A 14,490-nucleotide genomic window follows, 5' to 3' on the forward strand; every position below is an offset into this window, starting at 1 on the left:
ATTAACCCGCTATCTGTTCCATCGCCTGCAAGATGCGTTTTTCCGAGACGGGATAAGGCGTGCCGAGCTGCTGGGCAAAATAGCTGACCCGCAGTTCCTCAATCATCCAGCGGATTTCCCTGACATCCTCATCTTCGCGCCGCAGCGGCGGCAGCTTGTCCAGCCACTGGCGCCAGGCTTGCTGCACCTGCTCGACTTTCAACATCTGGGCGCGATCGCGATGCACATCGTTGGGCAGTTTTTCCAGGCGGCGTTCCAGGGCCTGCAGATAACGCAGCGTATCGGGCAGCCGTCGCCAGCCGTTGCCGGTGACAAAACCGCGATAAACCAGGCCGCCCAGCTGCGCCTTGATGTCCGACAGCGCCAGGGCCAGACTGATATCCACCCGTCCTTTCAGGCGTTTATTGATGGCGAACACCGCCGTCAGGATTTGCTCCACCTGCCCGGCAATCTCCACCACCGTCGGGTTCAGGTTGGCGCGCACGTATTCCTGCAGTTCGGCAAACTGCTCCTCGCGCCAGACCAGGCCGCCGCGCTGCTCGATAAGCTTGTCGACGCCGCAGGTAATGCAGTCGTCAATCAGCTCCATCACCTTGCCGAATGGATTGAAATACAGCCCCAGCTTGGCTTTGTTAGGCAATTTTTCATGCAGGTATTTTATCGGCGAGGGGATATTAATCAGCAACAGGCGCCGGATGCCCTGCCACATCGCGCGGCGCTGATCGTGCTCGGTTTCAAACAGGCGGATAGCCACGCTGTCTTTTTCATCCACCAGCGCCGGATAAGCCTTGAGCGAATAGCCGCCTCTTTTTTGCTCATAGCGCTCGGGTAAATCGCCAAAGCTCCACAGATGTAAATCACGCTGCTCCAGGCCGTCGTCGGCCACGGCGGAAAGGGTTTGCTGCACATTGTCTTTTAGCTGCAGCTTCAGCGCGTCGAGATCCCGGCTTTCTGCCAGCGTCTTATGTTTATCATCCACCACCCGGAACGAGATTTTCAGATGATCCGGCACCTGATCCCACTGCCAGGCGTCGCGATCGATGCCCACCCCGGTCATGCGCTTGAGCTCGCGCTCCAGCGTATCGAGCAGCGGCCCGTCGGCGGGCGTGGCCCTGCCGAGAAAGGCTTCGGCGTAATTGGGCGCCGGCACAAAGTTACGCCGTAACGGCTTAGGCAGCGATTTAATCAGCGCAATGATAAGCTCCCGCCGCACGCCCGGGATCTGCCAGTCAAAACCGGCGGCGGTGACCTGGTTAAGTACCGGCAGCGGGATATGCACAGTGACGCCGTCCGCGTCCGCGCCGGGTTCGAACTGATAGCTGAGTTTTAATTTAAGATTGCCCTGGTGCCAAACGTTGGGGTAATCCAGGGCGCTTATCGCATCCGCGCCCGGATTGATCAGCATGCTTTTTTCAAAGTTAAGCAGATCGGGGTCCTGTTTGGCCGCGTCTCGCCACCAGCTGTCAAAATGCCGCGCCGAGACCACCTCCGCGCCGATGCGCCGATCGTAAAAGGCAAACAGCGTCTCGTCATCCACCAGGATATCGCGGCGGCGTGATTTATGCTCCAGCTCCTCCACCTCCGTTAACAGCTTGCGGTTGGCATGGAAAAACGCGTGCCGGGTCTGCCACTCGCCGGCCACCAGCGCGAAACGGATAAACAGTTCACGGCACAGCGCCGGATCGATAGCGCTGTAATTGACCTTGCGGCCGGCCACGATGGGCAGCCCCAGCAAGGTGACTTTCTCCACCGCCATCACCGACCCGGCCGCCTTTTCCCAATGCGGCTCGCTGTAGCTGCTTTTAACCAGATGCGGGGCCAGCGGCTCTATCCATTCCGGATCGATGCGCGCGGCAATGCGCCCCCACAGCCGGGTGGTCTCCACCAGTTCGGCCACCATGGTCCATTTAGGCGGTTTTTTAAACAGCCCCGAACCGGGGTAAATGGCAAAACGGGCGTTGCGCGCGCCGGTGTATTCTTGTTTTTCAGCGTCCTTTTGCCCGATATGGGACAGCAGGCCCGACAACAGGGCGCAGTGCAGGCCGCGATAATCCGCGGGCTGGGTATTCACCGGCAGCCCGAGGGTTTTTACCGTCTGTCGCAGCTGGGTATAGACATCCTGCCATTCGCGTACCCGCAGGTAGCTGAGGAAATCGACCCGGCACTGACGGCGGAACTGGCTGGAGGACAGCATCTTCTGCTGTTCCTGCACATAATCCCACAATTTGACGAAGGCGATAAAATCCGATTCTTTATCGGCGAAACGGCGGTGTTTTTCGTCGGCGGCCTGTTTTTTATCCATCGGCCGCTCGCGCGGATCCTGGATGGACAACGCGGCGGCGATCACCATCACCTCGCGCACGCAGGCATTATTACGCGCTTCAAGCACCATCCTGGCCAGCCTGGGGTCGAGCGGCAGCTGCGCCAGCTGGCGGCCCAGCGGGCTAAGCCGGTAGCCGCGCGCGGATTCTGCCTCCAGCGCCCCCAGCTCCTCCAATAACCGCACGCCGTCCTGGATTTGCCGCTTGTCCGGCGCTTCCACAAACGGGAAGGCGGCGATATCGCCAAGGCCGAGCGCGGTCATCTGCAGGATGACCGAGGCCAGATGGGTGCGCAGGATTTCAGGATCGGTAAATTCCGGCCGGGAGAGAAAATCCTGTTCTGAATACAACCGGATGCAGATACCGTCGGATATGCGGCCGCAGCGCCCTTTGCGCTGGTTGGCGGAGGCCTGCGACACCGCCTCGATGGGCAGCCGTTGCACCTTGGTGCGGAAACTGTAGCGGCTGATGCGCGCGGTGCCGGGGTCAATAACATATTTAATGCCGGGCACGGTCAACGAGGTTTCCGCCACATTGGTCGCCAGCACGATACGCCGGCCGCTGTGGGACTGGAATACCCGGTTCTGTTCGCTATTGGACAGGCGGGCGTACAGCGGCAGCACCTCGGTATGGGGCAGGTTGAGCTTGTTCAGGCCATCGGCGGTGTCGCGGATTTCACGCTCGCCGCTCATAAAGATCAGAATATCCCCCGGCGCCTCGTGGCTAAGTTCATCCACCGCGTCGAAAATGGCCTGGGACACATCACGGTCGCCGTCCTCCTCGCTCTCCACCACCGGACGATAGCGCACCTCCACCGGATAAGTGCGTCCGGAAACCTCGATAATCGGCGCGTTGTTAAAATGGCGCGAAAAGCGCTGCGGGTCGATGGTCGCGGATGTGATAATCACCTTTAAGTCCGGACGTTTCGGCAATAGCTGATGCAGATACCCGAGGATAAAATCGATATTCAGGCTGCGTTCATGCGCTTCGTCGATAATCAGGGTGTCGTACTGCAGCAGTTGCCGATCCTGCTGTATTTCCGCCAGCAGGATACCGTCGGTCATCAGCTTGACCAGCGTGTTGTCGCTTATCTGATCGTTAAAACGCACCTTATACCCCACCGCCCCGCCCAACGGCACCGCCAGCTCCTGGGCGATGCGATCGGCCACGCTGCGCGCCGCCAGGCGCCGGGGCTGGGTGTGGCCGATAAGACCGGTGATGCCGCGCCCCAGCTCCAGGCAGATCTTGGGGATCTGGGTGGTCTTGCCGGAGCCGGTTTCACCGGCGACAATCACCACCTGGTTATCGCGGATGGCCTGGAGAATATCCTGGCGTTTCTGGCTGACCGGCAGATTTTCCGGATAGGTTATGGCCGGGCGGGCGGCCTGGCGGTTTGCCGCGCGTTGCGCGGACGCCTGGATATCGGCGGCGATTTGCTCGGCGATAGCGGTCTGCGCCTCGGGCCGGGTGACTTTTTGCGCCCCCTGCAGACGGCGACGTAAAACTGTTTTATCGCGGAGCATAACCGACTCCAGCGAAGCGGACAGTGCCGCCAGCGATGACTTCACGATACCTTTCCTTATACTGCGACCGGATACAGGCGCTGTTCCGGCCCGAATAGAATGTGCTTATGCCGTTAGTTTACCATATCCCCGGCGCCGGCTTTAGCCGCCTTTCCCATCGTTCAGGAAATTCGAACAAACAGCTCGAAATATTGCGCTATCACTGCGGGAGGATAATCAATAGAGTGTTTCTCAACGCCTAAGGGTTAATGACCTATTGAATTATAAGGAACATCTGATGAGCAAAGTATTAATTCTTAAATCGAGTATTCTTGCCACGTTTTCCCAGTCCAACCAGCTGGCTGACTTCTTTATCGAACAATGGCAAAAAAACCACAGCGGCGACGAGATTACGGTACGCGACCTGGCCGCGCAGCCGGTACCCGTACTGGACGGCGAGCTGGTCGGCGCCCTGCGCCCGGCCGACGCAACCCTGACGCCCCGCCAGCAGGAAGCGTTGGATTTATCCGATGAATTGATCAATGAGCTGCAGGCCAACGACGTGATCGTCATTGCCGCGCCGATGTACAACTTCAACATCCCTACCCAGTTAAAGAATTATATTGACCTGATTGCGCGCGCCGGCGTGACCTTTCGCTACAGCGAACAAGGCCCTGAAGGCCTGGTAAAAAACAAAAAAGCGGTGGTGCTGACCACCCGCGGCGGTATCCATAAAGACACCCCCAGCGATCTGGTGACGTCCTATCTGCGCCTGATGCTGGGCTTCCTCGGCATCACCGACGTGGAATTCGTGTTTGCCGAAGGCGTGGCCTACGGTCCGGAAGTGGCGGGCAAAGCCCAGGAAGACGCTAAAGCCGCCATCAGCCAGTTTATCGCCGCCTGATGCCGTGACGGCGGCCATGATGGGTAAGGTCTTCAAGACACCCTGCATCCCGACGTCCCTGGAATACAATCCGCGCGCGGCGCCCTGGCCATCAGTGCCGCTGCACGCTTACAGATTGCAAAAGCGCATCCCGGATGCGCTTTTTTATTTGGCCGGCACGCAAGGCTGCGTCTGCGAGTCCTGGCACAGCGTCGGCTGCAGCAGCGCCACGCTCTGTTTGTCCGCCTTGATGGTAATGTCGTGTTCGATTTTCACGTTCATGTTAATGGTAATCGGTTCGCTGGGCATCGCCAGCTCAATGCGCGGCACGCAGGCGGCGGCGCCCAGCGTCAACAGCAGGCCGGCCAGCTTATATCCTGTGTTCATCTCTCTCTCCTTGCTGCCCCGGCGGGGACGGTGCCGGCCTGTTTTTCCAGGGCCTGCTCCACGTTGGTGCCAAAGCGCAGGCTGCGCCACAGCATGAAAATATTTTCCTGATGATGGTAATTCAACCTGACCTCGCGCTGGGCATTGATTTGCGGATTGGTGCCGATAAAATGCGCCAGTAAATCCAGCTCGCCGTCGCGGTTCACGTTGACATCCGCCCGCAGACGGCTGATTTCCATATAACGCAGCCAGTTGATGGCCGCGCCTGTGGCCAGGTTGCGGCTGCCGATGGCGTCGGCGAATTGTTTATCCAGTCGCAAAGCCATCCGGTTGTCGCCGGCGACCCAGCCGCCGCGGATATACCCCGCCCGATCGCTAAAATGCAGCGGCAGCTCGCCGCTGACACGGCCGGAGAGGGCAAACTGCTTAGGTTTAAGCGCGGTAATCAGTTCGCTCATCTCAATGGATTTGACGCTGAGCACCGCGGCGTCGCGCTGAGGCAGGCTTAGCGGCGTAAGGTGGATCTTGCCGCCCAGCGCGTCCACATCCACGCCGGTGAGCGTCAGCGGACGACGTTCATCATAAGGGTAATACCCCTGTAGTCCTATCGCCAGGTTATTCAGCGTCACCGGGGTGATAATCGTCGCGACACGCAGGCTGACCGGCTGTTTTACGCCCAGTTGCCAGCGCTGGTCCTGCAAACGATAAGAAAGCCCGAGCGCAACGCCCGACAGATGATTTTCGCCCACCCACACCTCTCCCTGGCCGACGGTGGCATGTCCGCCGGCCAGGAAGCCTTGGCCGATAGCGGCGGAAAACGCGCTTTGCGCGTTGAATTGCCCGTCGCGCAGGGTAATGCGCAAATCCGGCGCCAGTAAGGTCTGAAAGACCTTCAGCGGCTGTTTCGGCCACCAGGCCTGCCCGCGCAGTCGGTTGCCGTCCCAGCGGCCGTTCAGGCGCACCGGCCCGGTAACGCCGGCCTGAAGCTGGCCTTGCCACAGAAAATCCTGCGGCGTGGTGCCGGTGAAACGCAGCGTCATCACCGGCCGGGGCAAATAGCCGCCGCGGGCAATATCGATCCGGCGGGCATTGACCCGCAGCGCGCCGCTGAAGGCCGGATTATGCTCCCCACGGCGCCAGCGCAGCGGCGCCGTAAGCGCCAGGCGCGGGACGGCAACGCTGACCAGACCGTAGTGGATTTGATCGAGGCCGCTGGACAACTCCGTCAGTTCAATCTGGTCCGCCAGCCAGGATCCGCGTCCCGCGATATCCCACCGCGCCTCGAACGGCGTCAGGTTGCCCCCGCCCCAATAACGCCAGCGCCACTCGCCCTTATCGGGCAGGAAATCCAGCGCGCGGCCGTCCATATGCAGGGTGAAGTGCCCGTAATCCGGCACGTTAGCCTGTAAGATGGCCTGCAATCGCCCGCTGAGGCCCCGGGATGACACCTGCACGCCGGCCAGGGGCAGACGCGCGCTGTTAATGCTCAGCGCCTCGGAAATCAGTCCGGTGACGCGCAATAACGCCCCGGGCAGCAGCGCCAGGGTCGGATCGGTCAGCAATCCGCGCAACTGGCCGGGAATCGACGCGCTTAACGAAAGGCCCCCCTGGTTGGCCGTGCCGGTAAAACGGAAATCCAGCGCATTGTCACTCAGGCGCAGCGGGCCGGGGCCGACGGTCAATACGGCATTGGCCCTGCCGCGCAGGCCCTGGGTCAGCATATTCATGCGCGCCGTTAATCCCAGCGCGTCGGGACCGTCCAGCCAATGCGCCAGAGTCAGGGCGATATTGCCCGACAGGGGCTGGGTGGCATAGGGCCAGCGCCACTCGCCGTCGGTAATCTGCAGGTCATCGCCGGCGATGCGCCAGGGCAAGCGCGCCAGCCTGATATCGGTTTGACCGTCGGTCACCAATAACGCCCCCTGCCGCTGCCGCCAGATGATATCGGCGTTCACCGGCCTGCCGTCGGGCAAAACCAGGCCGGCGGTCAGTTCGCCCTGTTCCGGCGGCATCATCACCTGGGGCGACAACGTCATATCCCCGGTTAACCCGATGCGCAGCGCCCCGGATAATACCGCCGGTCGCGCGGGAAATAGCGGCGCCGGCTGGGGCGGCGCGGCTAACGACGCCGGCGCGGGGTTCTGTAAGCCGAAGGGCGCGTTAAAGACCGGCAGCGCCGGTAAGGCCCGCGGGGGCTGCGGCTGCGCGCCGGTAAACGTCAAGTCGCTTATCGACAGTTGACGGTCGCGCAACGACAAGGCCAGGCGCAGATGATCATTGTGGTAATATGCCCGGGTGCCGGCGGCAAGATGCTCCAGTTCCAGTCCGCCGGCATAGGCCTGCCAGGGCGCCACCGTCAGGCGGCCGATGCCGAGCGTAAAGCGCGGCAGAACCTGCTCGACGGCCGCCCAGGTCAGCGGCTCGCCGCTTTCTTCACGCGCGCGGGGCGCATTACAGGTGCTGTCCACCGTTACCTGGCCGGCGAGGATGCGCCATGCGCCGTCCTGGCGCCGGGCGCTGATATTCTGGCCGGTTATCCAGACGCAGGACGGACGGTTTAACGCAAAGCCGGGCAGGATCACCGTCCCCTGATGCCAGCGCGGCCGGCCGGTCAGGGTAATATCGACATCGGCGGGCAGCACCAACCGCGCCGCCACCGGCAGCCAGAGCGGTAACAAAAACCACCCCACTGCCACCGACAGCCCAAGAAGCGCCAGCAGCAACAGGGCAACCGCTCCGGAACGGCGTAGAAAAAGGCCTGCGCGCCTGTATGCGCCTGATGCGTCGGTCATGACATTCCTTATTGTCCCTAAGCCTGCAAGATACCATAATTATATTCCACGCAACATTTTAGGTGATACGGCACAAACGCGTACTTTTATCCGTCTGAGAAGGATACATTGAATGATACCGCGCCACCTGCCGGCCGATCTTATGGAGTAGGACTGATGAAACTAGCCGTCTACAGCACTAAAAATTACGATCATAAATTTTTGTCACAGGTAAATGAACATGTTGGCTTTGAAATAGAATTTTTTGAATTTCAATTAACGCCGCGTACGGCCAAGACCGCTGAAGGTTGCGATGCGGTGTGTATTTTTGTCAATGACGACGGCGGGCGCGACGTACTGGAGGCCTTGGCCGAAATGGGCGTAAAGCTGCTGGCGCTGCGCTGCGCCGGCTTCGACAATGTCGATCTGGCGGCGGCCAAAGAGCTTGGCATTCAGGTGGTGCGGGTACCCGCCTATTCGCCCGAAGCGGTGGCGGAACATGCCATCGGCCTGATGATGTGCCTGAACCGGCGCATTCACCGCGCCTACCAGCGCACCCGCGACGCCAATTTTTCCCTTGAGGGCTTAATCGGCTTTAATATGCACAACCGCACCGCCGGGGTGATCGGCACCGGTAAAATCGGTGTCGCCACCATGCGCATCCTGAAAGGCTTCGGCATGCGCCTGCTGGCGTTTGATCCCTACCCCAGCGCCCAGGCCCTGGCGCTGGGCGCCGAATATGTGGATTTAAAGACCCTGTTCGCGCAATCGGATGTGATCACCCTGCACTGCCCGCTGACGCCGGAAAACCACCATCTGCTTGACCGGGAAGCCTTCGCGCAAATGAAGGACGGCGTGATGATTATCAACACCAGCCGCGGCGGCCTGATCGATTCGCAGGCGGCCATAGAAGCGCTGAAGCTGCAGAAAATCGGCGCGTTGGGCATGGACGTTTATGAAAATGAGCGCGATCTGTTTTTTGAGGATAACTCCAACGACGTAATCCAGGATGATGTGTTCCGCCGCCTCTCCGCCTGTCACAACGTGCTGTTCACCGGCCACCAGGCGTTCCTGACCGAAGAAGCGCTGACCAGCATCGGCGAGGTTACGCTGGAAAACCTGCGCCAGCTAAGCCAGGGCGAGCACTGCCCGAACCTGGTTACCGCCTGATACCCGGCCGGCCCCGCCTGATGATACGCGGGGCCGGCCTAAACGCGGCTGGGGGTTACCTGGCGTCAGTGATTAAGCCCATTCTCTCGATTAGCAGGCTCATTTTATCGATATAAGGACCCAGCCGGGTCAAATTCTCCTGTACCTCGGCTCTTATTGCCTCCAGCGGATAAGCGTCATTATTCAGTTCCCGCAGCCATTGCACATATCGGTCCATTACGTCCATCAGACGGTCGAACTGCCTCGGGCAGTTGATCTGTGTCGCGCCCCCATCCTCCCTCGCGCCGGCATTGATATCCTGTAGCAGGGCCTGCACATCCCGGCATAGCGCCTCGATACTTTCGCCAAACGCGCCGCATGCGGCAAGAAAATGGCTGGCAGACCATGAGCTCCCGGCAGCCAAGGCGGCGCCCGGTTCGCAGCACCTGATTTTTACCGGCACGACAGCGCCGGCGTCTTGCCCGGCGACAGCGGCGTCGCGCTTGCGCTGCCGGCCGATGCCGGCAGGCGCGAGGCTGATGTCGGCGGGCGCGTGGCTGACGGCCCGCGGCCAAGGCGCCCGCTGCCGGGCAGCATCATCTCCCGCCGGGGATAAACCGGCGGCATCAGGCATGGCGGGAGGGGAGAGTTTATTCAGAAATGGGTTCATAATAGCGTTTTATCCTTGATGGACGGGTAGCGATCCTGGCCCCTGTCAACGGCAGTTGCCAGCAGGACCACGATGTTATGCCATCAGGGGGCTCCCCGTAACGTTATCGGACCGGCGTTGCCCGAGGGTTCAGGCAAGAACGTATTGCCTGGCTGGGGATGGGAGCGGGATGCTTAAAAACGCTTGCCGTTGGCCAGTTGGCACATGCCCACCGTGGTGCCGTCAAGCTGGCGCGCCAGGGTCATTGTGCCGCCCGCGTTCATGCAGCGGGGGGTATTGGGCACGTCCACGCGCTGCGGCAGGCTGGCGGTGGTAGCCTGCTGGCCCATCTGCTCGGGCTCGTCATTATTGGAACTGCTGCAGGCGACTAATAATAGCGCGGATGTTGCCATCAACCACCGTGAAAACGTCATTAATCAGCTCCGTAATAATTGTACTAGGAATAGTCTGAAGCTTGCATTCTAGTCGCACAGCGTCTTGACGTCGAGTCTTGCGGGGCCGGTTTTACAATTATCCGCGCGCTTCATCGCACAAAAGCAAAAATCCCCTAGGGTTGCTACTGGTATACTGGCGCCCATAAGGGGTAACCCAATGATTTATGGGTTATCAACCGTGAACAGAAAAGGTACAGCATGATCACCACAGACGGGAATAACGCAGTCGCTTCGGTGGCCTATCGCATTAATGAAGTTATCGCCATTTATCCGATTACGCCCAGTTCCACCATGGCGGAGCAAGCCGACGCCTGGTCCGAGGCGGGCACCGCCAATATCTGGGGCGATGTTCCCCGCGTCGTGGAGATGCAGTCCGAAGGCGGCGCCATCGCCACGGTGCACGGCGCGCTGCAGACCGGCGCATTATCCACGTCCTTTACCTCGTCGCAGGGTTTGCTGCTGATGATCCCGACGCTGTATAAACTGGCGGGTCAGTTGACGCCGTTTGTCCTGCATGTGGCGGCCCGTACCGTGGCCACCCACGCGCTGTCGATTTTCGGCGACCATTCGGACGTGATGGCGGTACGCCAGACCGGCTGCGCGATGCTGTGCGCCGCCAGCGTACAGGAAGCGCAGGATTTCGCCCTGATATCACAGATCGCCAGTCTCAATAGCCGGCTGCCGTTTATCCATTTCTTCGACGGTTTCCGCACCTCGCATGAAATCAATAAAATCGCGCCGCTGGCGGACGCGACGCTGAAAAGCCTGCTGCCGCAGGAGGCCATCGACGCCCATCGCGCCCGCGCGCTGACGCCGGATCGCCCGGTGATTCGCGGCACTTCGGCCAATCCGGATACCTATTTCCAGTCGCGCGAAGCCACCAACCCCTGGTACCACCAGGCTTACGACCATGTGCGCCAGGCCATGGACGCCTTCGCCGGCGCCACCGGCCGCCAGTATCGTCCTTTTGAATATTACGGCCATCCCGAGGCCGAGCGCGTGATTATCCTGATGGGGTCGGCCATCGGCACCTGTGAAGAAGTTATTGATACCCTGCTCGCCCGGGGTGAAAAGGTCGGCATCGTCAAGGTGCGGCTCTATCGCCCGTTTCGCGCCGATGCGTTGCTGGCCGAGATCCCGCCGGGCGTCAAGGCCGTCGCGGTACTCGACCGCACCAAGGAACCGGGGGCGCTGGCCGAACCGCTTTACCTGGACGTGATGACCGCGCTGGCGGAAGCCTACAGCCAGGGACAGCGGGATAGCCTGCCGCGTACCATAGGCGGTCGCTACGGCCTGTCGTCGAAAGAGTTCGATCCGGCCTGCGTGCTGGCGATTTTCAACGAGCTGTCCCTGCCGCGGCCCAAGCCGCGCTTTACCGTGGGCATCTATGACGACGTCACCAACCTGTCCCTCCCCCTGCCGCAAGCGGATTTGCCGCGCCTGGCAAAGCTGGAGGCGCTGTTCTACGGACTCGGCAGCGACGGCACGGTGTCCGCCACCAAAAATAATATTAAAATTATCGGCAACAGCACCCCGCTGTTCGCCCAGGGCTATTTTGTGTATGACTCGAAAAAAGCGGGCGGCCTGACGGTTTCCCACCTGCGGGTCAGCGAAAAACCGATTAACTCCGCCTACCTTATCAGCCACGCCGACTTTATCGGCTGCCACCAGTCGCAGTTTATCGATAAATACCAGATGGTGGAGCGGCTGCGCCCCGGCGGTATCTTCCTGCTGAATACCCCCTATGGCGCCGATGAGATCTGGGCGCGCCTGCCGCAAGAAGTGCAGGCGCTGCTGAAGGCGCGCCAGGCGCGGTTTTATATCATCAACGCGGCGCAGATTGCCCGCGAATGCCAACTGGGCGCGCGCATCAATACCGTAATGCAAATGGCGTTCTTCCAGCTGGCCGCGATTCTACCTGCGGACAGCGCGCTGGCGGAGCTGCAGTCGGCCATTGCCCGCAGCTACCGCAGCAAAGGCCAGGAACTGGTGGAGCGTAACTGGCAGGCGCTGGCCGCCACGCGCGAAGCCCTGTTCGCCGTGCCGCTGGAAGACGTTAACGATCGCAGCCCCATGCGTCCGCCGGTGGTCTCCGACGCCGCGCCGGACTTTGTCAAAACCGTGACCGCCGCCATGCTGGCGGGCCTGGGGGACGCCTTGCCGGTCTCCGCGCTGCCTCCCGACGGCACCTGGCCGGTCGGCACCACCCGCTGGGAGAAACGCAATATCGCCGAACAAATCCCGCTCTGGAAGCCGGATTTGTGTACCCAGTGCAACCATTGCGTCGCCGCCTGTCCCCATGCCGCCATCCGCGCCAAGGTCGTGGCGCCGCAGGCCATGGCCGCCGCCCCCGCCGGCCTGGCTTCGCTGGACGTGAAATCCCGTGATATGCGCGGCCAGAAATATGTGCTGCAGGTGGCGCCCGAGGACTGTACCGGCTGTAACCTGTGCGTCGAGGTGTGCCCGGCCAAGGATCGGCAGGATCCCGCCATCAAGGCCATTAACATGGCCTCGCGGCTGGAGCATGTGGAGGAGGAAAAAATCCATTATGACTTTTTCCTGGATCTGCCCGAGATGGCCGTGTCCCAGCTGGAACGCATCGATATCCGCACCTCGCAGCTGATTACACCGCTGTTCGAATACTCCGGCGCCTGTTCCGGATGCGGCGAAACCCCCTATATCAAGCTGCTGACCCAACTGTACGGCGACCGGCTGTTAATCGCCAACGCCACCGGCTGTTCCTCCATTTACGGCGGCAACCTGCCGTCCACCCCCTACACCACCAATGCGGAAGGCCGCGGTCCGGCGTGGGCTAATTCGTTATTCGAGGATAACGCCGAGTTCGGCCTGGGCTTTCGCCTGACGGTGGATCACCATCGCCGGCGCGTGCTGCGTTTGCTTGAAGAGCACGCGTCGCTGTTGCCGGCGGATCTGGTCGGCGAACTGCGGGCGGACGGCGTGGCGGTGGAAACGCGGCGCGGGCAGATAACGCGGCTTCGCGCCGAACTGCGCCCGCTGCTGCAAACGCAGAGCGTCGACGCCGGCCTGCGCCAGTTGGCGCAAGACGCCGATTACCTGGTGGATAAATCCATCTGGCTTATCGGCGGCGACGGCTGGGCCTATGATATTGGTTTCGGCGGGCTGGATCACGTTATGAGCCTGACGGAAAACGTCAATATACTGGTGCTGGATACCCAATGTTATTCCAATACCGGCGGCCAGCAGTCAAAGGCCACGCCGCTGGGCGCGGTGACCAAATTCGCTGAACAGGGCAAACGCAAAACCCGCAAGGATCTGGGCGTCAGCATGATGATGTACGGCCATATCTACGTGGCGCAGATTTCACTCGGCGCCCAGCTTAACCAGACGGTGAAAGCCATCCAGGAAGCGGAAGCCTATCCGGGCCCGTCGCTGATCATCGCCTATAGCCCGTGCGAGGAGCATGGGTATGATCTGGCGCTAAGCCACGATCAGATGCGCCAGCTCACCGCCACCGGCTTTTGGCCGCTGTACCGGTTCGACCCCCGCCGCGGCGACGAAGGCAAATTGCCGCTGGCGCTGGACTCGCGCCCGCCCAGCAGCGATTTGAGCGCCACACTGCTTAACGAGCAGCGCTTCCGGCGGCTGAATACCCAGCAGCCGGAGGTGGCCGCGGCCCTCTACCAGGCGGCGGAAAAAGACCTGAAGGCGAAATATGACTTCCTGGCCCGCATGGCGGGTAAAACCGACGCGGCGGAATAACCCGCCCGCCGGCGCTACGTTATCAACGCTGCGGGCCGGCAGGCGGCGAATACGACGCCATGAGGCGGCATGGACTTTCCAGTCGCCGCCCCAGGGGTTATTATTAAGCATAATTTAGCGATTATTCAGGTACGCAATGGATCAGGGCGACGTGACCTTCGCGGTGCAACAGCCGGCGCAGGACGTTTTTTATCTCTCATGGGTGGCCTATATTCGCCCCGTGGTGCTGTTTCTGGTAATGGGCGCCATCGGCCTTATCGTGTCGCAGTCTGCGCGCGACGCCAATTTCATCCTGGTGGGCTACGGCATCCTGTTTGTGGCTATTATCAAGGTAATCTACGATTTTACCTGGCGCAGGCGTTTCGTATTTTATTATGATGATGACGGCGTCTGGGTGTTCCGCGGCCTATTGCCGTGGAAAAAAGGCGTCGGCGGCGTCAAATGGCGCGATATTGACGAGGCCACGTTTGACACCGGGTTTTTTAGCTGGCTGACCAAGTCGTACCGGGTCCGCGTCGGCCACCGCTTTACCCAATCGAACGAAATCCTGGTAACCCACATCAAGCGCGGCAACCAGGCGGCGGCGGTCATCAACCAAAAGCTGATGCAGGATTTCCCCAACTGAAAGTGTT

Annotated in this window: 9 protein-coding genes; 4 read left to right on the forward strand and 5 right to left on the reverse strand. The window is 60.8% G+C overall.

Going from position 1 to position 14,490, the window contains the following annotated elements; translation table 11 throughout:
* Nucleotide 1: 1 nt before the first annotated feature.
* Entirely contained in the window at nucleotides 2–3,889 is a 3,888-nt protein-coding gene (gene hrpA, locus ACL2XQ_RS14105; protein ID WP_413739346.1) for an ATP-dependent RNA helicase HrpA, read from the reverse strand.
* Between the two features lie 232 nt (nucleotides 3,890–4,121).
* On the opposite strand from hrpA, the gene ACL2XQ_RS14110 reads away from it, so the two are divergent.
* Complete coding sequence (locus ACL2XQ_RS14110; protein WP_410015165.1) at nucleotides 4,122–4,727, forward strand: FMN-dependent NADH-azoreductase; 606 nt, start codon at nucleotides 4,122–4,124, stop codon at nucleotides 4,725–4,727.
* A 144-nt stretch (nucleotides 4,728–4,871) separates the two neighbouring features.
* Here ACL2XQ_RS14110 and ACL2XQ_RS14115 read toward each other — a convergent pair whose 3' ends face one another.
* The gene (locus ACL2XQ_RS14115; protein WP_410015166.1) at nucleotides 4,872–5,093 is read right to left on the reverse strand and encodes a YnbE family lipoprotein; all 222 of its coding nucleotides are present in this window, start codon (nucleotides 5,091–5,093) and stop codon (nucleotides 4,872–4,874) included.
* Nucleotides 5,090–7,885, reverse strand: coding sequence for a YdbH family protein (locus ACL2XQ_RS14120; protein WP_413739347.1), 2,796 nt, complete (start codon nucleotides 7,883–7,885; stop codon nucleotides 5,090–5,092). Before ACL2XQ_RS14120 ends, ACL2XQ_RS14115 begins: the two co-directional genes overlap by 4 nt.
* A gap of 156 nt (nucleotides 7,886–8,041) precedes the next feature.
* On the opposite strand from ACL2XQ_RS14120, the gene ACL2XQ_RS14125 reads away from it, so the two are divergent.
* Entirely contained in the window at nucleotides 8,042–9,034 is a 993-nt protein-coding gene (locus ACL2XQ_RS14125) for a 2-hydroxyacid dehydrogenase (protein WP_413730459.1), read from the forward strand.
* 55 nt (nucleotides 9,035–9,089) lie between these two features.
* Here the strand turns inward: ACL2XQ_RS14125 and ACL2XQ_RS14130 are convergent, their stop codons facing one another.
* Both ACL2XQ_RS14130 and ACL2XQ_RS14135 read right to left on the reverse strand, forming a co-directional pair.
* Nucleotides 9,090–9,683, reverse strand: a complete 594-nt coding sequence (locus tag ACL2XQ_RS14130; RefSeq protein ID WP_413739348.1) for a hypothetical protein — start codon at nucleotides 9,681–9,683, stop codon at nucleotides 9,090–9,092.
* Between the two features lie 173 nt (nucleotides 9,684–9,856).
* On the reverse strand, nucleotides 9,857–10,075 hold the full coding sequence (locus ACL2XQ_RS14135) for a DUF333 domain-containing protein (RefSeq protein ID WP_410015170.1): 219 nt from the start codon (nucleotides 10,073–10,075) through the stop codon (nucleotides 9,857–9,859).
* 240 nt (nucleotides 10,076–10,315) lie between these two features.
* Between ACL2XQ_RS14135 and nifJ the strand changes: the two genes are divergently transcribed.
* Together nifJ and ACL2XQ_RS14145 are read left to right on the forward strand one after the other, a co-directional pair.
* Nucleotides 10,316–13,858: a pyruvate:ferredoxin (flavodoxin) oxidoreductase gene (gene nifJ / locus ACL2XQ_RS14140; RefSeq protein ID WP_413739349.1), complete on the forward strand. Its 3,543-nt coding sequence runs from the start codon at nucleotides 10,316–10,318 to the stop codon at nucleotides 13,856–13,858.
* 136 nt (nucleotides 13,859–13,994) lie between these two features.
* A complete protein-coding gene (locus ACL2XQ_RS14145) occupies nucleotides 13,995–14,483 on the forward strand; it encodes a hypothetical protein (protein WP_413739350.1) in 489 nt (162 codons plus the stop codon).
* The last annotated feature ends 7 nt before the right edge of the window (nucleotides 14,484–14,490 follow it).

The sequence above is a fragment of the Sodalis sp. RH14 genome (genome assembly GCF_047324285.1).
Lineage (GTDB): Bacteria > Pseudomonadota > Gammaproteobacteria > Enterobacterales > Enterobacteriaceae > Acerihabitans.